The 22652-nt window shown below is 60.7% G+C and carries 24 protein-coding genes; 5 read left to right on the forward strand and 19 right to left on the reverse strand.

Annotated elements, in window-relative coordinates; all coding sequences use genetic code 11:
- Positions 1–28: 28 nt before the first annotated feature.
- The 15 genes from lpxB to ACODR6_RS30465 form a co-directional block, all read right to left on the reverse strand.
- Positions 29–1204, reverse strand: coding sequence for a lipid-A-disaccharide synthase (gene lpxB / locus ACODR6_RS30395; protein ID WP_489026225.1), 1176 nt, complete (start codon positions 1202–1204; stop codon positions 29–31).
- Positions 1201–2082 carry an LpxI family protein gene (locus ACODR6_RS30400; protein ID WP_489026227.1) on the reverse strand — a complete coding sequence of 294 codons (882 nt, stop codon included), beginning with the start codon at positions 2080–2082 and terminating at the stop codon, positions 1201–1203. The genes lpxB and ACODR6_RS30400 overlap by 4 nt, the downstream gene beginning before the upstream one ends.
- A 2-nt stretch (positions 2083–2084) precedes the next feature.
- A complete protein-coding gene (gene lpxA, locus ACODR6_RS30405) occupies positions 2085–2903 on the reverse strand; it encodes an acyl-ACP--UDP-N-acetylglucosamine O-acyltransferase (RefSeq protein WP_489026229.1) in 819 nt (272 codons plus the stop codon).
- A complete protein-coding gene (gene fabZ / locus ACODR6_RS30410; protein WP_112711739.1) occupies positions 2900–3367 on the reverse strand; it encodes a 3-hydroxyacyl-ACP dehydratase FabZ in 468 nt (155 codons plus the stop codon). Before fabZ ends, lpxA begins: the two co-directional genes overlap by 4 nt.
- Positions 3364–4425 (reverse strand): UDP-3-O-(3-hydroxymyristoyl)glucosamine N-acyltransferase, encoded by a 1062-nt coding sequence (gene lpxD, locus ACODR6_RS30415; protein WP_489026231.1) that lies wholly within the window; start codon positions 4423–4425, stop codon positions 3364–3366. The genes fabZ and lpxD overlap by 4 nt, the downstream gene beginning before the upstream one ends.
- A 48-nt stretch (positions 4426–4473) precedes the next feature.
- A complete protein-coding gene (bamA, locus tag ACODR6_RS30420; protein ID WP_489026253.1) occupies positions 4474–6816 on the reverse strand; it encodes an outer membrane protein assembly factor BamA in 2343 nt (780 codons plus the stop codon).
- A gap of 198 nt (positions 6817–7014) precedes the next feature.
- The gene (gene rseP / locus ACODR6_RS30425; protein WP_112711735.1) at positions 7015–8148 is read right to left on the reverse strand and encodes an RIP metalloprotease RseP; all 1134 of its coding nucleotides are present in this window, start codon (positions 8146–8148) and stop codon (positions 7015–7017) included.
- A gap of 28 nt (positions 8149–8176) precedes the next feature.
- Positions 8177–9013, reverse strand: coding sequence for a phosphatidate cytidylyltransferase (locus tag ACODR6_RS30430; RefSeq protein ID WP_489026232.1), 837 nt, complete (start codon positions 9011–9013; stop codon positions 8177–8179).
- Entirely contained in the window at positions 9013–9756 is a 744-nt protein-coding gene (locus tag ACODR6_RS30435; protein WP_112711731.1) for an isoprenyl transferase, read from the reverse strand. The genes ACODR6_RS30430 and ACODR6_RS30435 overlap by 1 nt, the downstream gene beginning before the upstream one ends.
- A 35-nt stretch (positions 9757–9791) precedes the next feature.
- Positions 9792–10352 carry a ribosome recycling factor gene (gene frr, locus ACODR6_RS30440; protein WP_112711729.1) on the reverse strand — a complete coding sequence of 187 codons (561 nt, stop codon included), beginning with the start codon at positions 10350–10352 and terminating at the stop codon, positions 9792–9794.
- 55 nt (positions 10353–10407) lie between these two features.
- On the reverse strand, positions 10408–11130 hold the full coding sequence (gene pyrH / locus ACODR6_RS30445) for a UMP kinase (RefSeq protein WP_112711727.1): 723 nt from the start codon (positions 11128–11130) through the stop codon (positions 10408–10410).
- Between the two features lie 95 nt (positions 11131–11225).
- Positions 11226–12152, reverse strand: a complete 927-nt coding sequence (gene tsf / locus ACODR6_RS30450) for a translation elongation factor Ts (protein WP_112711725.1) — start codon at positions 12150–12152, stop codon at positions 11226–11228.
- Between the two features lie 240 nt (positions 12153–12392).
- Positions 12393–13160 carry a 30S ribosomal protein S2 gene (gene rpsB / locus ACODR6_RS30455; RefSeq protein ID WP_489026233.1) on the reverse strand — a complete coding sequence of 256 codons (768 nt, stop codon included), beginning with the start codon at positions 13158–13160 and terminating at the stop codon, positions 12393–12395.
- A gap of 205 nt (positions 13161–13365) precedes the next feature.
- Positions 13366–14076, reverse strand: coding sequence for a pentapeptide repeat-containing protein (locus ACODR6_RS30460; RefSeq protein ID WP_489026234.1), 711 nt, complete (start codon positions 14074–14076; stop codon positions 13366–13368).
- A 48-nt stretch (positions 14077–14124) separates the two neighbouring features.
- Positions 14125–14964, reverse strand: a complete 840-nt coding sequence (locus ACODR6_RS30465; RefSeq protein ID WP_130278396.1) for a cell envelope integrity EipB family protein — start codon at positions 14962–14964, stop codon at positions 14125–14127.
- A 136-nt stretch (positions 14965–15100) separates the two neighbouring features.
- Here ACODR6_RS30465 and ACODR6_RS30470 point away from each other — a divergent pair, with 136 nt between their 5' ends.
- The 5 genes from ACODR6_RS30470 to ACODR6_RS30490 all read left to right on the forward strand — a co-directional run bounded on the left by ACODR6_RS30470 (position 15101) and on the right by ACODR6_RS30490 (position 18355).
- Positions 15101–15568: a RidA family protein gene (locus ACODR6_RS30470; protein WP_112711719.1), complete on the forward strand. Its 468-nt coding sequence runs from the start codon at positions 15101–15103 to the stop codon at positions 15566–15568.
- Position 15569: 1 nt separating this feature from the next.
- The gene (locus tag ACODR6_RS30475) at positions 15570–16289 is read left to right on the forward strand and encodes a glycerophosphodiester phosphodiesterase (RefSeq protein WP_489026235.1); all 720 of its coding nucleotides are present in this window, start codon (positions 15570–15572) and stop codon (positions 16287–16289) included.
- Positions 16290–16367: 78 nt separating this feature from the next.
- The gene (locus ACODR6_RS30480) at positions 16368–17558 is read left to right on the forward strand and encodes a GNAT family N-acetyltransferase (RefSeq protein WP_489026237.1); all 1191 of its coding nucleotides are present in this window, start codon (positions 16368–16370) and stop codon (positions 17556–17558) included.
- A 51-nt stretch (positions 17559–17609) separates the two neighbouring features.
- Complete coding sequence (locus tag ACODR6_RS30485; protein WP_489026239.1) at positions 17610–18038, forward strand: HIT family protein; 429 nt, start codon at positions 17610–17612, stop codon at positions 18036–18038.
- 26 nt (positions 18039–18064) lie between these two features.
- Entirely contained in the window at positions 18065–18355 is a 291-nt protein-coding gene (locus tag ACODR6_RS30490; RefSeq protein WP_130278399.1) for a Dabb family protein, read from the forward strand.
- A gap of 72 nt (positions 18356–18427) precedes the next feature.
- On the opposite strand, the gene clpA is transcribed toward ACODR6_RS30490, so the two are convergent.
- The 4 genes from clpA to ACODR6_RS30510 all read right to left on the reverse strand — a co-directional run bounded on the left by clpA (position 18428) and on the right by ACODR6_RS30510 (position 22589).
- Positions 18428–20920 (reverse strand): ATP-dependent Clp protease ATP-binding subunit ClpA, encoded by a 2493-nt coding sequence (gene clpA / locus ACODR6_RS30495; protein ID WP_489026241.1) that lies wholly within the window; start codon positions 20918–20920, stop codon positions 18428–18430.
- A 10-nt stretch (positions 20921–20930) separates the two neighbouring features.
- On the reverse strand, positions 20931–21284 hold the full coding sequence (gene clpS / locus ACODR6_RS30500; RefSeq protein ID WP_112388172.1) for an ATP-dependent Clp protease adapter ClpS: 354 nt from the start codon (positions 21282–21284) through the stop codon (positions 20931–20933).
- A 259-nt stretch (positions 21285–21543) separates the two neighbouring features.
- Entirely contained in the window at positions 21544–21915 is a 372-nt protein-coding gene (locus tag ACODR6_RS30505) for a phasin family protein (protein ID WP_112711707.1), read from the reverse strand.
- Between the two features lie 230 nt (positions 21916–22145).
- Complete coding sequence (locus ACODR6_RS30510; RefSeq protein WP_489026242.1) at positions 22146–22589, reverse strand: DUF3597 domain-containing protein; 444 nt, start codon at positions 22587–22589, stop codon at positions 22146–22148.
- Positions 22590–22652: the final 63 nt, after the last annotated feature.

Genomic DNA, 22652 nt, shown 5'->3' on the forward strand with positions numbered 1-22652 from the left:
CCGGACAATCCGAAAACAAAAAACCCGGTCAGCGATGACCGGGTTTTTTCTTGTCCAGAATGTCGAGAACGATTTCCGCCGCCTTCTCTCCGGGCGGCTTTTCCGTCTGCATTCGCTGCCAGACGAGATCGTAGCCTTCCAACATGGTGCGCCGCTGCGCGGTGTCGCCGGACAGCCGCTCCATCCAGCGGGCAAGCGCTCCGCCACGGACGCTGTCGTTGAAATATTCGGGCACCACGGCGTAATCGGCAATCAGGTTCGGGATCGCCGCCGTCCAGGTCTTGATGCGCGAGGTCATCAGCGAGATGATCCAGTCGGTCTTGTAGGTCGAGACCGTCGGCACGCCGGCGAGCGCCAGCTCGAGGATCACCGTTCCGGAGGCAGCAAGCGCCGCATCGGCCTCGCCGAAGGCCCGCCACTTGGCATCGCTGCCGATCAGGATTTCGGGCTGCACTTTCCACTGCGATACCAACTCGCGCACCAGCGCCTCGCGGCGGCTCACCGTGGGCATGACGAAGCGGATGTCGCCATTGCGCGTCAGGAGATCATTTGCCGCGTCCTCGAAAAAGGGCATCAGTTTCGATATCTCGGTCGAGCGCGAGCCCGGCAGCAGCATGATCGTCTTGCCTTGCTCCGGCGAGATGGCTCGGGCAGCGCGGCTGCTTCGCGCAGCCAGCAGATTTGCGTCCGCAGTCAGCCTGTGTCCGACATAGGTGGTCGCCGGGCCGCCAAGGCGCTGCATGACTTCAGGCTCGAAGGGCAGAACGGCGAGCACATGATCGACGTAGCCGAGCATGCGCTGAGCACGGTATTCCTTCCAGGCCCAGACGCTCGGACAGACGTAATTGACGACCGGCAGGTCAGGCAGCGCCGTGCGCACGCGCTTGGCAACGCGGTGAGTGAAATCGGGGCTGTCTATGATGATCAGGATGTCGGGCTTGGCCGCAATCAGCGCCGCCGTCGTCTGGCGGATCAGCCTGTAGAGCGTCGGAAGCTTGGCGAGCACCTGACTGATGCCCATGATCGACAGTTCGGAATAGTCGAACAGCGATTTGAGGCCCTGCGCTTCGAGCGCCTCTCCGCCGACGCCAACGAGCTCGACGGGGCCGTCATGGATGCGCTTCAGGGCAGCGATCAGATCGCCGCCCAGCAGATCGCCGGACACTTCGCCGGCAATGATGCCGATCTTCAGGCTGCGGCTCATGCGAGCCCCCAGGACGGCAGGCCGCGATCCAGGCCGACGACAAAAAGGCCGGAGGCATTGGCAGCAGCGATCAGCGCTTCGCGCTCCAGCACCAGCGCCCTGCCCGCCTCGACGGCAATGCCCGCCAAACCGGCCTTCCTGGCATTTTCAACAGTCGACGGCCCGATCGAGGGCAGATCAGCGCGCAGGTCCTGTTGCGGCTTGCAGAGCTTGACAAGCACGCCCTTGCGGCGGGCGGAAATGCGACCTGCTGTGCGCAACGAGGTGACACGCTCCAGCATGCCGTCGGTACCTTCGGGGCCTTCGAGTGCAACAACGCGGCCGCCGACCGAAACCGCGCCCTGCCCGACATCGAGCAAGCCAAGCGCATTGGCCGCTTCCGCTGCCTTCAGGATATCGGTGATGTCATCCTTGCCTGGTGCGACCACACCGGCCGGCCCCACGGAGGCCAGCAGATCAGGTGCGATCTCCTGGGCGCCGATGACGCGGCGGCCATCAGTTTCGATAAGCTTGATGACCATTTGCAGCACCGTGTCATCGCCGCCAGAGAGCAGAGTCCGTATGACCGAGGGCACCTTGCCGATCGTCTTCCAGCTGGGTCGTATCTCACGCCATTCCGGGCGGCGGCGAACGCCACCGGACATGACGACGCGGCGGATGTCATTCTTGCTGAAAATGCCTTCGAGCGCTGCGAAATCGGCGACGCCGATGACGGCGTGGTCGTAGTCCTGCCAGGAGCGGTCGAGCTCGCCCTTCAGGGAAATGATGAAAGGTTCATCACCGGCGGCGCGTGCGGCCTCGGCGACATAAGCCGGCAAAAGGCCGTTGCCGGCGATGATCGCCAGACGGCCTTTTACAGCGTCACCAGCCAGAGACACGCTCAGCCTTTCTGTCCCCGCGTCGGCGAAGACAGCGCCCGGTCGCTTTCAGCCGCGATGAAATCGAGGATCTCGACCACCTGCGGGCAATCGGCATATTCGGCGCGGATTGCAGCAGCATTGTCGCGCACCGAATTGGTACCTTCGAAGATCGCCTTGTAGGCACGACGAACGATGTGGATGACGGCGCGGTCGATGCCTGCACGCGTCATACCCACGACGTTGAGGCCACCGAGAAGGCCCGGATTGCCGTTCAGCATGCCGTAGGGAATGACGTCGTAGCTCACTGCGGAGAGACCACCGACGAAAGCCTGTCGGCCGACGCGGGTGAACTGATGGACGGCACAGCCGCCGCCGAGAATGACGCGATCCTCGATCGTGACGTGGCCGGCGAGCATGACATTGTTCGACATGATGACGTTGTTGCCGACGCGGCAATCATGCGCCACATGCGAATTGGCGAGGAAGAGATTGTTGTTGCCGACGATCGTCTTGCCGCCGAAATCCGACGTGCCGGTGTTGATCGTCACGCCTTCGCGCATCGTGCAGTTTTCGCCGATGGTCAAGGTCGTCTCCTCGCCGGCGTGATGGACGCTCTGCGGATCGCCGCCGATCACGGCCATCGGGAAGACTTTCGAGCCCTTGCCGAGCTCGGTGCGGCCGGTCACGATCGAATGCGGATGCAGATGCACGTCATCATGAAGCGTCACCTTCGGCCCGACATAGGCGAAGGGGCCGATCGTCACGTTCTCGCCGACGACTGCGCCGTCTTCAACGACGGCCATCGGGTGAATACGTGCGCTGGCAGCAACCGTGCTCATGCCTGGTCCTTACGCAGGATCATCGCGCCGATATCGGCTTCCGCCGCAAGGTTGCCATCAACCTTGGCGTCGCAATGGAACTTCCAGATATTGCCACGCTGCTTCAGCTTCTTGACGTGGAATTCAACGCGGTCGCCCGGGATAACCGGCTTGCGGAAACGGGCATTGTCGATCGTCATGAAGTAGACGAGATTGCCGTTCGAGCCATCCTTGCGGGCACAGATCGCGCCAGCCGTCTGGGCCATGCCCTCGATCAGGAGCACGCCAGGCATGATCGGCGATTCCGGGAAATGGCCGGTGAACTGCGGCTCGTTGGCGGTGACGTTCTTGATACCGATCGCAGAATCGTCGCCATCGATCTCGATGATCTTGTCGACCATCAGGAATGGATAGCGATGCGGCAGGAGCTTCATGATCTCGATGATGTCAGCCGACGAAAGAGAAGCCTTTGCTTCTTCAGTCATTCCTTGTCTCCCGTTTTACTCGCCCGCGCACCGGAGCGTATCATTATTTCCGCGGACTCGCGCAGGAAATCCTTGATCGGACGCGCCGGGATTCCGCCATAGCGCTCGCCTGCAGGGATGCTCTGCACGACGCCACTCTTGGCGGCGATCTGCACGCCGCTGCCAATGGTGATATGGCCGTTGAGGCCCGCCTGACCACCGATCTGCACGCCGTCGCCGATCACCGTACTGCCGGCAATGCCGACCTGCGAGACGATGGCGCAATGGCGGCCGATCTTGACGTTATGGCCGATCTGCACCTGGTTATCGATCTTGGTGCCTTCGCCAATCACCGTATCGTCCATGGTGCCGCGATCGATCGTCGCGTTGGCGCCGATCTCGACATTGTCTTGGATGATGACGCGGCCGATCTGAACGATCTTGATCATGCCGCGCGGTCCCGGCGCATAGCCGAAGCCATCCTGGCCGATACGGGCACCATTATGGATGATCACGTGATTGCCGAGGAAGGCACAGAGAACGCTGGCGCCGCTTGCGATCGAGCAGTTCCGGCCGATCTTGACGCCCTGTCCGATGATCGCGCCTGCGCCGATGCGCGTGCCAGCGCCGATCTCAACATTGGCACCGATGATCGCCAGAGGCTCAACGACGACGCCGGCTTCCAGCTTGGCAGTCGGATCGATGACGGCGCCGGTACCAACAGTCGCATCGTCCGACATTGCCGGAAGCGGCTGCAGGGCCGACGGGTGAAGGTAGCCGCCCGCCATGGCAAAAGCCGCATGCGGGTTTTTCGATACGAGAGCCGGAATATGCGGCGGGATCGCCGACAGCAGTGCGGGATCGCACAGCACGGCGGATGCCTCGCAGGTCTCAAGCTCGGCTTTGCTCTTCCGCGAGATCACATAGCAAAGGTCACCCGCCTGGGCCCGGTTAACCGGAGCCACAGAGCGAATGATCACATCTGCCTTTGATGCATCGGGAAGTTCTGCCCCGAGATATTGGGCGAGCTCAGAGAGCGTCACCCCATCCCGAGGCTTGAAGAACGAATTTTGCTCCATCGGCAATGCTCCAGAACGGAATTCCAGTATGGTTCCGGACTGCCGATATCAGAATTGGTTGTTGATGCCAAACTTGAAGTACTGCGTCTTGTCGTAGTCCTTCTTGAGTACCGGCATCGCGTAGTCGACACGGAGAGCGCCGAACGGAGACTGCCAGATCAAGCCAAGACCGACCGACGCACGGAGCGCAGCATCTTCACCATTGACTGTTTCAGGGCTGGTGACCTTCACGTCGTTGCCGAACAGCGTGCCTGCATCGGCGAAGACGGCACCACGCAGACCGAAGTCACGCGGGAAGCCAGGCATCGGGAAGGATGCTTCAGCCGAAACCGTGAAGTAGGTCGTGCCGCCGAGCGGATCATCCGGACCGTTGCCGACGCGCGGGCCGATACCCTTGTTTTCGAAGCCACGAATATCGCTGTTACCCAGCGTGAACTGGTCGAAGATGTTCAGATCCTTGCCGAGACCGACGACATAACCAGCACCGGCAGAGAGCGAGCCGATGATGTCGGCGTCGTCAGCGAGCAGGTGATAGTAGCGGGCCTTACCGTAGACCTTGTAGAACTGCGAGTCACCGCCGAGGCCTGCGATTTCGTTGGTCAGCGTGGCGTAGATACCTTCACGCGGCAACGTCATGTCGTCGAGCGTGTTGTAGGTGAAGGTCTGCGAGACAGACGACTTGATCCAGGGACCGTTAAGCACAAGATCCTTGTAAGGCGTCGACAGATCATTCAGCTCACTGTTGTTCGCGTCGTAATCCATGCGCTTGAAGTTATAACGGAAAGTCGAAGCCAGATCTTCGGTGATCGGCGCGGTCGCGCGAAGCACGACGCTGTCTTCCGTGTAATCGTAATTATCGTTGCTGTCGGTCTCGCTGTGATTCAGGTCGAAACCGGTCGCGAGGCGATAGCCGAGGAAGTAGGGCTCGGTGAAGCTCAGGCCGTAGCTCTGCGAACCTTCGAGACCACCACCGGCCGAAACCTTGATGTACTGGCCGCGGCCGAGGAAGTTCTTTTCTTCGATCGAAGCTTCGAGGATGAGGCCGTCGCCACCGGCAGCGTAACCCGCGCCGATACCGAACGAACCGGTCGACTGATCCTGGACATCGACGACAACGACGACGCGGTCCGGAGCGCTGCCCGGCTGCGTGCTGATGTTGACCGACGAGAAGAAGCCGAGAGCTTCGAGGCGGCGCTTCGCCTTGGTGATCATCTGCTGATTGAATGCGTCGCCTTCAGAGACGTCGAATTCGCGGCGGATGACGTAGTCACGCGTACGGCTGTTGCCGCGGATTTCGATGCGCTCGATGTAAGCGCGCTCTCCCTGGTCGACGAGATATTCGACGCCGATCGTGTTGTTGCCGAGGTCGCGGTTGCCGCGCGGCGTTACACGGGCGAACGGATAGCCTGCCGAAGCAACCTGATCGGAGATCGCTTCCATGGACTGCTGAACGCTCTTAGCGCTGTAGACTTCACCTTCATGCGTCTTGACGAGGCCCTGCAGCTGCTCGCCGCTGACGCCATCGACGGTCGACTGAACGGTGACCGCGCCGAAGTTGTAGCGCGGGCCTTCTTCGACATTGAAGGTCAGCGTGTACTTGTTCGTGGTTTCGTCGAACTGGGCGTCGGACGAGACGACCTTGAAGTCGGCATAGCCGCGGTTGAAGTAGAACTGGCGCAGCGCTTCTTCGTCGGCACGCAGCTTGTCTTCGTTGTAAACGTCCTTGCGCGTAAGGAACGACAGGAAGTTCGAGCGCTTGGTTGCGATAACAGCCGAGAGGCGGCCGGCGCTGTAGGCATTGTTGCCCACGAAATTGATGGCGGCGATCTTGGTGCGATCACCTTCGTCGATCACGAAGGCAAGATTCACGCGGCCTTCGCCGAGCGGAACGACCTGCGTCGTGACGTTGACTTCGCTACGGCCGGTGGCGGCGTAGGCTTCCTTGATGGCGGCGATGTCGGCCTGGATCTGCGCATCGTTGTACGGGCCAGAGGCGTGCGTACCAACGACGGACGCCAGCTTGTCGTCCTTGACCTTGCGGTTGCCGTTGAAGACGACCTGGTTGACCAGCTGCGCTTCCTGGACCTGCACGACGAGCGTGCCGCCGGAGACGGAGATCTTCACGTCGGAGAAGTAACCGGTGCCGTAGAGCTGCTTCACCGAGTCATCGATATCGGTGTTCGAGAAGCTCTTGCCCGGCTGAATGGTGAGGTTGGAACGCACAGCCTCCGCACCGACGCGGCTTGCCCCGCGTACATCGATGCGCTGAATGACTGCGGCTTCAGCCGCACTCGCAGAGACGATTGTAATGACACCTGCGCCCGAAGCCACAACACTTGCAGACAGCGCAACCGCCGATACTGCGTTCAAAAATCTTGAACCAGCCTTCATTTCACCCATTACCTTTTTTTCTCGTCCCCGTCGCCGGGATAACCCCGATTCCGGCCACGTGTGTCGTTTTACCCGCTTTTGACATACAAGCAAGGTAGCAAGTTAATTTCTGTTTACTTCATTTCGAAGCGTGACCCATTCGCCACTACAGCTTTGAAACATCGTAAATAAACGGTAATTTTCCCTCGCCAGACGCCCTTATCCAATGAGCGCGCTTATGTCATTCCAAGTAGCAAAAACCATTAGCGAGAGCACCATAGCCAGACCAATGCGAAATGCAATTTCCTGAGCCGATGACCCCAAAGGTTTTCCCCTCACGGCTTCAATCGCATAGAACATCAGATGCCCGCCATCAAGTACCGGGACGGGCATGAGGTTAAGCAATCCAATAGAGACCGACAATACCGCTGCCAGTTGCAGCACCGCGGCAACACCAAGCGTCGCCATCTGGCCGGATGCCTGCGCAACGCGGATCGGTCCGCCGAGCTGGTCGGGCTTCATGTATCCGGCAAAGAGATTGCCGATATATTTGAAGGTGCCGGTCACGATATGCCAGGTCTGGACCGTGCCTTCCTGGAGCGCCTGGACCGGCGTGTAGGTCTGGATCCGGAAATGGCCGACTTCCTGGTTGGTGACGATGCCGATCAGGCCGATCTCGATCTTGTTGCCGAACTGGTCGGTCATGTCGGTGCGCTTCGGCACCATCGGCAGATCCATCTTCTCGCCGTTGCGTTCGATGCTGACGACGATCTTCTGCTCGGGACGAATGCTGACATAGCGGCGGACATCGTCGAAGGTCTCGACCTTGCCGCCATCGATCGCGATCAGCAGGTCGCCCGGAAGAATGCCGGCTTCCGCCGCAGCGCTCTCGGGCTTCACCTCGGCAACGACAGGATCAGCGACAGAGCGGCCGTAGATCGAGAAGAGCACCGTGAAGATGGCGATTGCCAGAATGAAATTGGCAATCGGACCGGCCGCTACCGTCGCTGCCCGCTTCCAGAGCTTGGCGCCGGCAAACGAGCGCGCCCGATCCTCGTCGGACATTGCGTCGAGAACACTGGTATCCGGCTTGCTCGATGCATCCTCGTCGCCGAAGAATCGCACATAGCCGCCGAGCGGGATGGCGGAAATCTTCCAGCGCGTGCCGTGGCGGTCGCTGAAGCCGATGATTTCGGGGCCGAAGCCGACGGAAAAAGCCAGGATGCGGATGCCGCTCCAGCGGCCAACGAGATAGTGGCCCATCTCATGCACGAAAACGAGCAGTGAGAGCACCAATACAAAGGGGATAATATATCCCGTCAGGAAGCCGAATATACCGGTCAAGCCTTCCATAAGTTTCTTCCGCCGCCTTTCGCCGCTTTCAAAGTCCGAACAGTGCCGCACCGAGCGGCGCTGCTGCTCCGCCCTTTATCAAGGAAAAACCTGTCGCAAGCAAGAAAGCCGCAAAGCAGGCAAAAATCAGACCGTCGACGCGGTCCATGACCCCGCCATGTCCGGGAATCAGATGGCTCGAATCCTTGACGCCGAAACGGCGCTTGATGAAGGATTCGAAGAGATCGCCCGCCTGGCTGCAGACCGACAGGATGAAGGCGACCGCCGCGGCGACGACCCAATCGGCGCCCGGCACGAAGATGTAGGCGATCAGGCTACCTGCAATCACCGCCGAGACGGCACCGCCCATGGCGCCCGATTGTGTCTTTCCGGGAGAGATCTTCGGCGCCAGCTTCGGGCCGCCGATGGCGCGGCCGACGAAATAGGCGAGAATATCGGTCGCCCAGACAACGGCGAAGACGAAGAGCATGGCATGCAGGCCGGAAAGGTCGGCGCCGCGGATTTCGGCGAGCGCGATCCCTGTCAGCCCGGCATAGACGACGCCTGCCGGAAACCAGCGGCTGACGCCGCGCAGGACGACGAAACCGATCGCGACCAGAAAGAGTGCCAGGAGAGCCCCGAGCGCCCAGTCGAAACGCTCCAGCAGGATTGCAAGGGCGATGGCGCCCTGCCCGGCCCAACCGACGACATTGGCCGCCGGCTGCTCGCGCTGCAGGCCTGTGATCGCCGACCATTCATAATAGATCAGCAGCCCGATCAGCGACGACAGCGCGCGGAACGCCAGACCTCCGTACCAGGTCGCCGCGAGAACGATCGCGGCCAGAACGATTCCTGAGATGATACGGAGCTTCAGTTCCTGCTGCATCAAGTACCCACTGCTGCGGCCTGCGACGACAAGCCACCAAAACGGCGGTCGCGGGCGGCGAATTTTTCGAGGGCGGAATAGAAGAGTTCGCGCCCGAAGTCCGGCCAGTATTCCGGCACGAAGATGAATTCGGAATAGGCGGCCTGCCAGAGCAGGAAGTTCGACAGCCGCTCCTCGCCGCTGGTGCGGATGATGAGGTCGGGGTCGGGAATGCCAGCCGTATCCAGCCGGGCATTGATCAGCGCCGGTGTCACGTCCTGCGCCCGCAGCACGCCGGCCTCGACGTCCTTGGCCAGGCTCACCATGGCCCGGGCGATCTCGTCGCGCGAGCCATAGTTGAAGGCGATGACGAGCGTCAGCGCAGTGTTGTTGCGCGTCGTCTCTTCAGCTTCCAGCAGCAGATCGAGAATGTCGCTGCGCAGCGTGTAGCGATCACCGATGATCCGGATGCGGACATTTTCGGAATGCAGTTCGGCAAGATCGCGGCGGATGAAGGCCTTGAGCAGGCCCATCAGATCCGACACTTCGGCTTCGGGCCGGCGCCAGTTCTCCGAAGAGAATGCGAACAGCGTCAGATACTTGACGCCAGCGTCGCCGGCAGCGCGCACGGTCTCGCGTACGGCTTCGACACCCTTGCGGTGGCCCATGGCGCGCGGCAGGCCACGCTGCTTGGCCCAACGGCCGTTGCCATCCATGATGATGGCAACGTGTTCTGGCATGCTTGCGAATGCTGGTTTCGACATTTCCCGTCCGGTTTCTTGGGGCGCAGGCGAAAGCCTTAGACCTGCATGATTTCCTTTTCCTTATCCGCAAGCAAGCGATCGATTTCGGAAATCGTCTCATCCGTCATCTTCTGCACACGATCGGACTGGGCGCGGCTTTCATCCTGGCCAATGACACCGTCCTTTTCGGCTTTCTTAAGGCCGTCCATGCCGTCACGGCGAACATGGCGAATCGCCACCTTGCTCTTTTCGGCGTAATCGTGGGCAACCTTGACCAGCGACTTGCGGCGCTCTTCGTTGAGCTCCGGCAGCGGAATGCGCAGATTCTGGCCATCGACGATCGGGTTCAAGCCGAGGCTCGACTCGCGGATGGCGCGCTCGGTGGCGGAAACCATCGACTTGTCCCAGACCGAGACCGACAGCATGCGAGGCTCCGGCACGGTGATGTTGGCGACCTGGTTGAGCGGCACGCGCGAACCGTAGGCTTCGACCGTCACCGGATCCAGGATGTTGGCCGAGGCACGGCCGGTGCGCAGCGATGCGATATCGCTCTTGAATGCGGAAACCGCGCCATCCATGCGGCGCTTGATTTCCTTGATGTCGATGCCTTCACTCATAGCAATGCTCCCGTCTCAGTCGCAATCGCGCCGTCTCACGCGGCGCAGTCTATCGTCAGTTGTCGGATACGATGGTCTTGAGGCCACCGCCCGTCAAGATTTCAGCAAAACCACCCTTCTCGTGGATCGAGAAGACGATGATCGGAATGGAGTTTTCGCGGGCAAGCGCAACGGCTGCGACGTCCATGACGGCGAGGCCCTTGTCGAGCACTTCCTTGTGCGTCAGCCGGTCGAAGCGCGTCGCGTCCGGAACCTTCTTCGGATCGGCCGAATAGATGCCGTCGACCTGAGTGCCCTTGAAGATCGCCTCGGCGCCCATTTCGGCGGCGCGCAGCGCAGCAGCGGAGTCGGTCGTGAAGAAGGGATTGCCGGTACCGCCGGCGAAGATCACCACGCGGCCAAGCGACAGGTGGTAGAGCGTCGCGCGCTGGGAGAAGCTCTCACAGATCTCCGGCATGGCGATGGCCGACAGGACGACCGTATCGATATTCAGCTTGCGCAGCGAGGTTGCGAGCGCCAGCGCGTTGATGACGGTTGCGAGCATCCCCATGTGGTCGCCGGTCACCCGATCGCCGCCCTTGGAGGCGACCGCAACGCCGCGGAAAATGTTGCCGCCGCCGACGACGACGCCGACTTCGACGCCCATCTGGCGGGCTTCAGCGATATCAGACGCGATGCGGTCCGCCACCGCTACGTCGATACCGAAGCCCTGGCTGCCCATGAGGGCTTCGCCGGAAGCCTTGAGTAGAACACGTTTGTAGACAGGCTCTCGCGACATCTTGGCTCCTCGTTAATCACCGCTGACTGCCGGATACACGAAGGGCACCGCGTTGTCACGCGATGCCCTTGCGTTTTCACATGTATGAGGCGCTATCAGCCCTTGGCGACAGCAGCAACTTCAGCAGCGAAGTCGCTCTCTTCCTTCTCGACGCCTTCGCCGAGGAGGAGGCGTGCCATGCCGACGACTTCGATCTTCGCGCCGGCTTCCTTTTCAGCTTCCTTGACAGCAGCGCCGACCGTCAGGTCGGGGTTGATGACGAAAGCCTGCGAGAGCAGAGCGACTTCTTCGAAGAACTTGCGCATACGGCCTTCGACCATCTTTTCGATGATGGCTTCCGGCTTGCCGGATTCGCGGGCCTGCTCGATGAAGACGTTGCGTTCGCGCTCGGCAACGGCAGCGTCGACTTCTTCGGCGCGGATCGCGAGCGGGTTGGTCGCAGCGATGTGCATGGCAACCTGGCGGCCGATCGAGGTCAGGACAGCCTTGTCGCCTTCCGACTTCAGAGCGACGAGAACGCCGAGCTTGCCGATGCCGTCGCCAGCAGCGTTGTGGATGTAGGTCGCGACAACGCCGTGCTCGACTTCGAGCTTGGCAGCGCGACGGAGCGTCATGTTTTCGCCGATGGTTGCGATCGCGTCCTTGATGGTGTCGGCGACCGGCTTGCCGGATGCCGGGTAGGTCGCAGCAGCGATGGCTTCAACCGAACCGTCGGTGCCGAGAGCAACGTTGGCGATGCCGCGGACGAGGTCCTGGAAGGCGTCGTTACGGGCAACGAAGTCGGTTTCGGAGTTCAGCTCGACGACAACAGCCTTGTGGCCGGCGCCAGCGATGGCAACCAGACCTTCGGCAGCAGCGCGGCCGGCCTTCTTGTCGGCCTTCGAGATGCCCTTGGCACGGAGCCAGTCGATCGCTGCTTCGATGTCGCCGTTGGTTTCCAGCAGCGCCTTCTTGCAGTCCATCATGCCTGCGCCGGACTTCTCGCGCAGTTCCTTTACCAGTGCAGCCGTAATCTCGGTCATAAGCTTCCTCTTTGTCGGTTCAAACGGTGGCCCGCGAAACGCGGTGCTGCACCGGATTGAGGCACGAAATGTACCTGTATGTATGACAGCGTGATGAATGACGCGTCATATCGAAACTGTTGCGGCTACGGGCAGATCGCCCTCGCCTGAAATGGTCAAGGCCGCCGAACTTCTGAGAGTCGCGAGCGGCCTTTCCCAATTCGGTCAAGCAGGCGGACTTCGAAGTCCGCCGCCCGTTTATTAGGCCTGAGCTGCCTCGTCGAGCGTCGGCTCAACCGGAGCTTCGAAGGAAGCACCGAGATCGCGGCCCGATGCGCCCTGCTGACGAGCGATGCCGTCGATGGCAGCGCGTGCGATCAGGTCGCAGTAGAGAGCGATGGCGCGCGAAGCGTCGTCGTTACCCGGGATCGGATAGTCGATCAGGTCCGGATCGCAGTTCGAGTCGACGATGGCAACGACCGGAATGCCGAGGCGCTTGGCTTCGTCGATCGCGATCTTTTCCTTGTTGGTGTCGATGATGAACATCAGGTCCGGCGTGCCGCCCATGTCCTTGATACCACCGAGGGCCTTGTCGAGCTTTTCGCGCTCGCGCTCAAGGTTCAGGCGTTCCTTCTTGGAGTAGCCGGAGCCTTCCGAGCTCAGGATCTCGTCGAGCTTGCGCAGGCGCTGGATCGAGTTGGAGATCGTCTTCCAGTTGGTCATCATGCCGCCGAGCCAACGCGAGTTGACGTAGTACTGAGCGGAACGCTTGGCCGAGTCAGCGATGAGCTCGGAAGCCTGACGCTTGGTGCCGACGAACAGAACGCGGCCGCCACGGGCAACGGTGTCGGACACGACCTGGAGGGCGCGCGACAGCATCGGAACCGTCTGAGCGAGGTCGATGATGTGAATGTTGTTACGATCGCCGAAAATGTACGGCTTCATCTTCGGGTTCCAGCGGTGCGTCTGGTGGCCGAAGTGGACGCCTGCTTCAAGAAGCTGGCGCATAGAAAAATCGGGCAATGCCATGCCTAGTCATCCTTTTCCGGTTGAACCCCCGCAAGACGAACAGCATCCTTTCGGGATGCCACCGGGCGGAACAATCCGGATTTCTCCCGGACCATCCCATGCCTTGCGTGTGGAATGCGGGTGCCCTTACAGTCGATTCACTGCAAATGCAAGGCTCGCGCGGAAAAAACTGCCTGATTGCAAGGATCCGCCGGCGCTGCCGGCGTCAATTGTCGGTTTCAGCCGGGCATGGCCAACCGGCCGGCGCCTTGAGGCCCGACGGCAGCTTCGTCGCGGCGTCGCCGCAGGCAAGCTCGATCTGCGTCTGCTCCAGCCCCTGCGCCGAAGACAGATCGACGCCTTCGATGCGCGTCAGATACATGAAGGCACGGTCGAAGCTGACCTGACCGCCGAAAGTCGCGCCGACCATGTTGGCGCGCGACAGGTTCGCGAGCGAAAACTTAGATTCGCTGAGCGTTGCCTTGCTGAAATTGGTACGGCCGAGCTCGGCCTTCTCGAAGCTGGAGCCCGAAAGCTGCGCGCCGGTGAAGTCGGCGCGCTGCAGCTCAGCAGCAACGAAGGAGGCCTTCTGCGCCGAGGCATTCTGGAAAACCGAGCGGTAGGCCTCGATCTTGTCGAACTTGGCGCCGTCAGCCTTGGCACCCTCGAGCCAGGCGCGCACCAGCGTCGCCTTCTCGAAATTCGCCGAAGTGAGATTGGCGCCCTTCAGGCTGGTCTGCGACAGGTCGGCATCCGAGAGATTGGCGCCCTCGAAGTCGCTCGCCTCCAGCATCAGGTTCTTCTTGTTGCAATTGCTCCAGTCGACGCCGGAATAAGGCGTATCGCTGCAATCGGCCGCCATCGCGGGCAGCGCGACGCAGACGGCGCCGAGCGCGATCAAGGATGTCGCAAGCAATTTTACCGGCATGTGTGCCATGCCAACCTCCCGGAAGAAGACCTGCCGATTCGATGCGGCTTCAAGAGGTTACTTGCAGGTCTCGGGCTTCTTGTCGAGCATTTCAAGCTTGGCGAGCTTCCCCGTCAGAACGAAGTCGCCATAGTCCATCGTCAGATCACGGGTGATGCCGTTCTCATAGAGCTTGAACGACATGCGGTAGACTGGCAAGGCGTCGGTCTTGCTGTTCTCGTTGAAGTAGGAAATCGTCACCGGCCAGAAAGCGGTCTTGGCGAATGCGCCGGCATTGCCGGCATCAGCCTCGTCGCCGGCCTTGGGGCTGACGAGCTTGCCGACAACGGTCGTGGTCGCCAGGGCCTTGTCGCCATCGTCGGAACCGTCGAAGACGCGGGCTTCGAAGAAGCGCTTGCCCGACTTGGCGTTCTCGATCACGTCGAGCATGTGCTCGGTGGGGAAACGGCTCTCGGCGAGCTGCAGCTCTTTCGCCTGCGGGCTCGTCAGATCGACGGTGACGCCATCGGCCTTGTCGCTCGCTTCGCCGTTCACTTCCTTGTCGAGTTGATCGTCCGTGAAGGACTTCGTCTCGAAGGTGAACTTGCGGTCCTTGATATTCTCGAAGGTCTTGGTCTGCTGGTCGCTGACGCGGGTGTTGTCGCCGGTATCGATCTGCGTCACGAAACGGAAATTGGTTGTGAAGCCTTCACAGTAATTGCCGTTGAATTCGTAGACCATACGGCCCGACATGCCAGCGATGCCCGAGCGTTCCGAGGCGTCCTTGAGCTCCAGATCGTAAATTGCCCGATGCGCGACAAGACCAGAAGCGATCGCCGCTCCGGCAGCGGGCGCCGCAGCCCATGCATTTGCGGAAACGCTTGCAAGCAGCAGAGCGGCAAGACTCGATCGGAACATCCATTATCTCCTGTTGGACTCGGCCGCGATGTTATAAGAACGCTTTCGGCCAAATCGAGGCTGGAAGCTGTCATACGCAATATTCTAGTCTTGATGCATAATTTTTGAAGCATTGACAATGAAAGTGGAGGCGAAAATGTCCGACCAGATTGCCGCAAAACTCAAGGAAATGGGGATAACTCTGCCGGAAGCGGCTGCTCCTGCGGCGAACTATGTTCCCTATGTGATCAGCGGCGGACTTCTCTACATCTCCGGCCAGCTGCCGCTCGAAGGCGGCAAGGTCGCCGTCAGCGGCCATCTCGGCAAGAATGTCGACGTTGCCGCCGGCCAGCGCGCCGCCGAACTCTGCGCCATCAACATCTTGGCGCAGGCGAATGCCGCGCTCGGCGGCAATCTCGGCCGTATCAAGCGCGTCATCAAGCTGAACGGCTTCGTTGCCTCCGCTCCTGAATTCGTCGAGCAGCACCTCGTCATCAACGGCGCGTCCAACCTGATCGCCAACGTGCTCGGCGAAGCCGGCAAGCATGCACGCGCCGCCGTCGGCATGGCCGCCCTGCCTTTCAACGCCGCCGTCGAAATCGATGCCATCATGGAAATCGCATAACATGACCTCCGCAGCCTGGATCAAGGAACTCCCGGTCGCCCATCGCGGCTACCACGACACCAACAAGCTCGTCTGGGAAAACACGCTGAGCGCGTTTTCGCGCGCAGTCGAGGCCGGTTTCGCGATCGAGTGCGACCTGCACTACGCCTCCGATGGCGTGCCGATCATCTTCCACGACGAGAACCTCGAACGCCTCTGCAACATGAAGGGCGATATCCGCGAGCGAACCTCCAAGGAACTCGGCCTGCTCTCCGTCGGCGGTACCGCCGACAAGATCCCGACGCTGAAGCAGCTTCTCGATCTCGTTCAGGGCAAGGTGCCGCTGGTGCTCGAGCTCAAGGGCCGCGAGGCCGATGACGAAGGCTTTGCCGAAACAGTGCTCGAAGTGCTCGAAGGCTACGAGGGCAAGGTGGCGCTGATGAGCTTCGACCATTGGCTGCTGCGTGACCTGAAGGCGCTGAACGCGCCCTACCCGGTCGGCCTGACCGCCGGCGGCAACAAGCCGGAGGAATTCGAGGTGCATGAGAAGGCGATGGCACTCGGCCTCGACTTCATCTCCTATTTTTTCGCCGACCTGCCGAACCCGTTCATCTCGGGCCAGCGCGCCAAGGGCATTTCAGTCATCACCTGGACGGTCCGCGACGATAAGGCCCGCAAGCATACGTTCGAAAACGCCGATCAGATGACCTTCGAGGGATTTGATCCGCGCGTTTCGGTTTGATGCTCGCTTTTTGGACAAGATCGTGCGCAGACTGAAAGGGAGCCACACTCCTCCCCCGAAGGCTTCGTCTTTTGCTCCATGACTGATGAAATCTCGATCCGCGTCGAACGGTCTTTTACCGCCATTTCCCCGGAGAGCTGGTCACGGCTCTCCGGAACATCGAAAGCGGCGGACACCGTTCCCTACAATCCATTCCTCTCCCACGCCTTCCTGTCTTCTCTTGAGGAATCAGGTTCCGCGACGGCCGATACCGGCTGGCTCGGGCATCACCTGTTGCTGGAGACCGACAAGGGAGAGCTGATCGGCGCCCTGCCCGGCTATCTCAAGAACCACAGCCAGGGCGAATATGTCTTCGATCACGGCTGGGCCGACGCCTTCGAGCGCGCCGGCGGGCGCTATTATCCGAAGCTGCAATGCTCGATCCCTTTCACTCCGGCGACCGGGCCGCGTCTGCTCGTCGCCGAAGGTTTCGAGCGGCGGCCGATCCAGACCGCGATTGCCGAAAGCCTCAAGGAAGTCGTGCGCCGCCTCGGCGTTTCCTCGGCACATGTGACCTTCGTTCCTGAAGACGAAATCTCGGTCTTCGAGACGGACGGCTATCTGCATCGCACCGACCAGCAGTTCCATTTCATCAATGATGACTATGCCAATCACGACGCCTTCCTGGAGACGCTGGCATCGCGCAAGCGCAAGGCGCTGAAGAAGGAGCGGCGCGCGGCGCTCGAGAACGGCATCAGCATCGACTGGCTGACCGGCGCCGATCTGACCGAGCGGATCTGGGACCAGTTCTTTTCTTTCTACATGGATACCGGCAGCCGCAAATGGGGCCGGCCCTATCTCACGCGAGACTTCTATTCGCTGATCGGCCAACGCATGCCTGACGATATCCTGCTGGTCATGGCGAAGCGCGACGGGCGATATGTGGCGGGCGCCATCAATTTCATCGGCGGCGATACGCTTTACGGCCGCCACTGGGGCTGTATCGAGGATCACCCCTACCTGCATTTCGAGGTCTGCTATCATCAGGCGATCGACTTTGCGCTTGCCAAGGGCCTGAAGCGGGTCGAGGCCGGGGCGCAGGGCGAGCACAAGCTCGCCCGCGGCTACCTGCCGGTGACGACGCATTCGGCGCATTACGTCGCTCATGCCGGGCTTCGCCGTGCGATCTCGGATTATCTCGAGCGCGAGCGCGAGGATGTCGAGCATATGAACGAGATCCTCACCGACCACAGCCCCTTCCGCAAAGGCGAACGACAGCAGGAGGATTGACGCCCTCGGCTCCGCCGCGCTACCCGAACAGCACACATGAGGAGATTTTCGATGACCAGCGCCGCCTATGACGACAACAACATCTTCGCCAAGATCCTGCGCGGCGAAATCCCCTCGCATCGCGTCTACGAAGACGAGCAGACCGTTGCTTTCATGGACGTGATGCCGCAGGCGCCGGGCCATGTGCTCGTTGTTCCCAAGGCGCCGTCGCGCAACCTCCTCGATGCAGATCCGGCAGCGCTTTCGCATTCGATCACCGTCGTCCAGAAGATCGCCAATGCTGTGCAGGAGGCCTTCGACGCCGACGGCGTCTTCGTCTGCCAGTTCAACGAACCGGCGGCCGGCCAGACGGTGTTCCACCTGCACTTTCACGTCATCCCGCGCCACGAGGGCGTGGCGCTGAAGCCGCATTCCGGCAAGATGGAAGACGGCGCCGTGCTGGCCGCCAATGCCGAGAAGATCAAGGCCGAGCTCGGCTGAGCCAGCAATCGTCTGGAGAACTATCGATGATCCGTCATACCGTGGCGTTCCGCCTCAAGCATTCCGCCGGTTCGCCTGAAGAGAAGGCGTTTCTCAGCGCCGCACTCGATCTGGCGCAGATTCCGAGCGTACGCAACTTCGAGCAACTCCGTCAGACCAGCCCGAAGAACGCCTTCGCGTTCGGCTTTTCCATGGAGTTCGAAAACCAGGCCGGTTACGACGCCTACAATGTGCATCCCGCCCATGTCGCCTTCGTGCGCGACCGGTGGGTGCCCGAGGTCGAGGATTTCCTCGAAATCGACTACCAGCCTCTCTGAGGCCGGCGACCACTTGAAAGCAAAAAAGGCCGCATTGCTGCGGCCTTTTCCTTATTCACCTGCCGGTGACATTCAGTTCTTGCGCGGCACTTTCGGTACGGCGCTGCCCTTCTTGGGCGCGGACTTGACTTCGGGCTCGGCCGAGGCTTTGGCCTTCTTCGCCGTGACCTTCTTCGCCTTGGTCTTCAGCTCGCCATCTTCGTCATGATCGGCTTCCGGATGGATGGCCTCGGCTTCGGGCTTCGGCTTGATCGGCGCCAGTTCCGAAACGGAATTGAGCACGATGCCGGGTTTGCCGTCTTCCTTCGGACCGACGCTGACGGTGACGACGCCACCCTTCTTCAGCTTGCCGAAAAGGATTTCGTTGGCCAGGGGCTTCTTGATGACATCCTGGATGACGCGAGCGAGCGGGCGGGCACCCATCTTCTCGTCGTAACCCTTTTCGGCCAGCCAGGCGATCGCATCCTCATGCAGGTCGAAGGTCACGTTGCGTTCGGAAAGCTGTGCTTCCAGCTGCATGATGAACTTCTGGACGACCTTGTGGATGACGGCGGTCGGCAGCGAGGCGAACGGAATGATCGCATCGAGACGGTTGCGGAACTCCGGCGTGAATAGGCGGTTCAGCGCCTCTTCATCTTCACCGCTGCGCTTGGACGAACCGAAGCCGAAGGCGGCCTTGGCCATTTCGGACGCTCCCGCATTGGTCGTCATGATCAGGATGACGTTGCGGAAGTCGATCTTCTTGCCGTTATGGTCGGTCAGCGTGCCGTGGTCCATCACCTGCAACAGGATGTTGTAGATATCAGGATGCGCCTTCTCGATTTCGTCGAGCAGAACGACGCAATGCGGATGCTGATCGACGCCATCGGTCAGGAGACCGCCCTGGTCGAAGCCGACATAGCCGGGAGGTGCACCGAGCAGACGCGAGACCGTGTGCCGCTCCATGTACTCGGACATGTCGAAGCGCAGCATCTCGACGCCGAGCGAGGAAGCAAGCTGCTTGGCGACTTCCGTCTTGCCGACGCCCGTCGGGCCGGAGAAGACGTAGGAGCCGATCGGCTTGTTCGGCTCGCGCAGACCGGCACGGGCCAGCTTGATCGCCGTCGACAGGGCTTCGATCGCCGTATCCTGGCCGTAGACCACCGAGCGCAATTCCTGCTCGAGATTGGCAAGAACGGCTTCGTCATCCTTCGACACGGTCTTCGGCGGAATGCGGGCCATGGTCGCGATCGTCGCCTCGATCTCCTTTTCGGTGATCAGCTTGCGGCGGCGCGACGGCGGCAACAGCATCTGTGCCGCACCGGTTTCGTCGATGACATCGATCGCCTTGTCCGGCAGCTTGCGGTCCGAGATATAGCGGGCCGACAGCTCGACAGCCGACTTGATGGCGTCGTTCGAGTAACGCAGGTGGTGGTACTCTTCGAAGTAAGGCTTCAGGCCCTTCATGATTTCGATCGCATCGTCGATCGACGGCTCGTTGACGTCGATCTTCTGGAAGCGGCGAACCAGAGCCCGGTCCTTTTCGAAGAACTGGCGGTATTCCTTGTAGGTGGTCGAACCGATGCAACGGATCGCACCGGAAGACAGAGCAGGCTTCAGGAGGTTCGATGCATCCATCGCGCCACCCGAGGTGGCACCGGCGCCGATGACCGTATGGATCTCGTCGATGAACAGAACGGCGCCCGGATACTCTTCGAGCTCCTTGACGACCTGCTTCAGGCGCTCTTCGAAGTCACCGCGGTAACGGGTGCCGGCGAGCAGCGTGCCCATATCGAGCGAGAAGATCGTGGCGTCAGCGAGCGCTTCCGGAACCTTGCCTTCGACGATGCGCTTGGCGAGGCCTTCGGCGATCGCAGTCTTGCCGACGCCGGGATCACCGACATAGAGCGGATTGTTCTTGGAACGGCGGCACAGGACCTGAATCGTGCGGCTGACTTCGGCGTGGCGGCCGATCAGCGGGTCGATCTTGCCGGTCTTGGCCTTCTCGTTGAGATTGACGCAGTAAGCCTTCAGCGCATCCTGCTGCTTCTTGCCGGCTGCATCGTCCTCGCCGCCGCGGGAGGCGCTCGGCTTGCTTTCGGATTCGTCCTCGGCACCGCGCGGGGTGCGGCTTTCCGACGAGCCCGGCCGCTTGCCGATCCCGTGCGAGATGTAGTTGACCGCGTCGTAGCGGGTCATTTCCTGTTCCTGCAGGAAGTATGCGGCATGGCTTTCGCGCTCGGCGAAGATGGCGACGAGCACGTTGGCGCCGGTCACTTCCTCGCGGCCAGAGGACTGGACATGGATGACGGCACGCTGGATGACGCGCTGGAAGCCGGAGGTCGGCTTGGAGTCTTCGTCATATCCGGTGACCAGGTTAGAGAGTTCGTTGTCGATGTACTCGATCAGTGTCTTGCGGAGCGCGTCGAGATCGACGTTGCAGGCACCCATGACCGCGGCCGCATCGGAGTCGTCTACAAGGGCGAGCAGCAGATGCTCGAGCGTGGCATATTCGTGATGCCGCTCGTTGGCAAAGGTCAGTGCCTGATGGAGCGCCTTTTCTAAGCTAGGCGAAAATGTTGGCACGTTGTGATCCTCACTTCTTTTCCATGACGCATTGCAGCGGATGCTGATGCTGCCGGGCAAAGTCCATCACCTGGCTCACCTTGGTCTCCGCTACCTCGTATGTGAATATCCCGCATTCACCGACGCCGTGGTTATGGACATGCAGCATGATGCGGGTGGCACTTTCGCGATCTTTCTGGAAAAACCGCTCCAGGATGTGGATGACGAATTCCATGGGAGTGTAGTCGTCATTCAGGATGAGCACGCGGTAGAGATTAGGCTTCTTGGTCTTCGGCTTGGTACGTGTAATGACCGAGGTTCCGCGATTTCCGTTGTCCCCGTTCCTTTCGCCATCGTTTTGCATCCGGATCGGCTTTGCGATCATTTTCATTCATTCCTCGATCAGTCCGATGGTGCATGGGAGGATGCTTTACCCACCGAATATCTGAAACACTAACTTAGTTCATAATGCTGCGATTTTAAGCCCCTTGTTCCCGACTGCAATCACAATTCCGCAGGACTTGACGCAAACGCGAAAAAAGTCCCGGACTATTTCTTGAACGCGGCAGAAAACAAAAAAGACCGGCCGCAAGTGCGTAGCCGGTCTTCGTTTTTCAAGGGGTGCGCCCATCAGGCGCATGAAATCAGGCCGCGGCGGGCGTCGCCTGCGCTGCGGCCTTGGCGGCCTTCACGATCGGCGCCGGAACCTGCGCTTCGTAGGGCTTGTAGGCGCCCTTGGCGAGGTCGGAATACATGTCACCCATCTTGGTGGCTTCGGCGACGAAGCTTTCGTAGGACGATTTCACATAGCTGCTCTGAAGGTCGAAGGCAGCTTCGATGCTGCGAACGCCCGTCAGCGCCTCGAAATGCTTGACTGCGTCTTCAAAGGATTTCTTGGAATATTCCACCGCTTCGGTGGCGATCGCCTGGAAGCCCTTGGCGCTATCCGAATAGCTCTTGAGCATCGTGTCCATGGCTTCCTTGCTCTTGCGGTTCGTCTCGTCAAAGTTGAACATGCACATCCTCCTCTTCGGCTCTGCAGCAAAAAAGGTAGCTGCAAAGCTTCAGGAGTCAAGCGATTTTGTGCGATGCAAAACGACTCATGCGTGCATTCACATTCAGAAATACTCCAGCAAAAAAGAGGGACGTACATCCATCATTGATTTTGCAGACATATATCAGCAAGTCGCAACCTGAGGCTTCGCCATTAGCCAGCGAAGCCTCGAAACACATTTGCGTTTGCCTCCTAGTCGAGCAGATCGGCCGGCACCTTGCCGCCATTCTCCGACAGCCGCTTCATCAGCGCCTTGTGGAGGAACATGTTCATCTTGGCGGAGTCGCCGGCATCACCGGAATAACCAAGCTCGGCTGCCAGCTCCTTGCGCTCGGCAAGGCTGGCATCCATGCCGACCGCCTTCATCAGATCGACGATCGAGCGGCGCCAGTCGAGTTTCTGGCCGCTCTTCTTCACGGCAGCATCTAGGATGGGTACGATATCGACGGGAGCTGCGGTGCTCGGCGCGGGTGCGGAGGGCGCCGGAGATGCTGCGGGCGCCGCACCCGCAGGGGCGGCCGAAGGCGAAGCGGGAGCCGCCGCAGCGGGCTCGGCCTTCGGCGGCGCAGCGGCCGTTACCGGTGCCGCCTTGGCCTCACCGAAGATCGCATGCTTGATCTTGTCGAAAATACCCATGTCCTCAGCCTCCATTTTGGTTGATCGCATTCGCAATCCCTAAAATGGAGCAGAGGGCGGGTT

The organism is Rhizobium sp. FG96, assembly GCF_057808655.1.

Coding starts and splice junctions, on each gene's coding strand:
- lpxB (WP_489026225.1), bottom strand. CDS start 1,204: ATGAGCCGCAGCCTGAAGATCGGCATCATTGCCGGCGAAGTGTCCGGC.
- lpxA (WP_489026229.1), bottom strand. CDS start 2,903: ATGAGCACGGTTGCTGCCAGCGCACGTATTCACCCGATGGCCGTCGTT.
- fabZ (WP_112711739.1), bottom strand. CDS start 3,367: ATGACTGAAGAAGCAAAGGCTTCTCTTTCGTCGGCTGACATCATCGAG.
- lpxD (WP_489026231.1), bottom strand. CDS start 4,425: ATGGAGCAAAATTCGTTCTTCAAGCCTCGGGATGGGGTGACGCTCTCT.
- bamA (WP_489026253.1), bottom strand. CDS start 6,816: ATGAAGGCTGGTTCAAGATTTTTGAACGCAGTATCGGCGGTTGCGCTG.
- rseP (WP_112711735.1), bottom strand. CDS start 8,148: ATGGAAGGCTTGACCGGTATATTCGGCTTCCTGACGGGATATATTATC.
- ACODR6_RS30430 (WP_489026232.1), bottom strand. CDS start 9,013: ATGCAGCAGGAACTGAAGCTCCGTATCATCTCAGGAATCGTTCTGGCC.
- ACODR6_RS30435 (WP_112711731.1), bottom strand. CDS start 9,756: ATGTCGAAACCAGCATTCGCAAGCATGCCAGAACACGTTGCCATCATC.
- frr (WP_112711729.1), bottom strand. CDS start 10,352: ATGAGTGAAGGCATCGACATCAAGGAAATCAAGCGCCGCATGGATGGC.
- pyrH (WP_112711727.1), bottom strand. CDS start 11,130: ATGTCGCGAGAGCCTGTCTACAAACGTGTTCTACTCAAGGCTTCCGGC.
- tsf (WP_112711725.1), bottom strand. CDS start 12,152: ATGACCGAGATTACGGCTGCACTGGTAAAGGAACTGCGCGAGAAGTCC.
- rpsB (WP_489026233.1), bottom strand. CDS start 13,160: ATGGCATTGCCCGATTTTTCTATGCGCCAGCTTCTTGAAGCAGGCGTC.
- ACODR6_RS30460 (WP_489026234.1), bottom strand. CDS start 14,076: ATGGCACACATGCCGGTAAAATTGCTTGCGACATCCTTGATCGCGCTC.
- ACODR6_RS30465 (WP_130278396.1), bottom strand. CDS start 14,964: ATGTTCCGATCGAGTCTTGCCGCTCTGCTGCTTGCAAGCGTTTCCGCA.
- ACODR6_RS30470 (WP_112711719.1), top strand. CDS start 15,101: ATGTCCGACCAGATTGCCGCAAAACTCAAGGAAATGGGGATAACTCTG.
- ACODR6_RS30475 (WP_489026235.1), top strand. CDS start 15,570: ATGACCTCCGCAGCCTGGATCAAGGAACTCCCGGTCGCCCATCGCGGC.
- ACODR6_RS30480 (WP_489026237.1), top strand. CDS start 16,368: ATGACTGATGAAATCTCGATCCGCGTCGAACGGTCTTTTACCGCCATT.
- ACODR6_RS30485 (WP_489026239.1), top strand. CDS start 17,610: ATGACCAGCGCCGCCTATGACGACAACAACATCTTCGCCAAGATCCTG.
- ACODR6_RS30490 (WP_130278399.1), top strand. CDS start 18,065: ATGATCCGTCATACCGTGGCGTTCCGCCTCAAGCATTCCGCCGGTTCG.
- clpS (WP_112388172.1), bottom strand. CDS start 21,284: ATGATCGCAAAGCCGATCCGGATGCAAAACGATGGCGAAAGGAACGGG.
- ACODR6_RS30505 (WP_112711707.1), bottom strand. CDS start 21,915: ATGTTCAACTTTGACGAGACGAACCGCAAGAGCAAGGAAGCCATGGAC.
- ACODR6_RS30510 (WP_489026242.1), bottom strand. CDS start 22,589: ATGGGTATTTTCGACAAGATCAAGCATGCGATCTTCGGTGAGGCCAAG.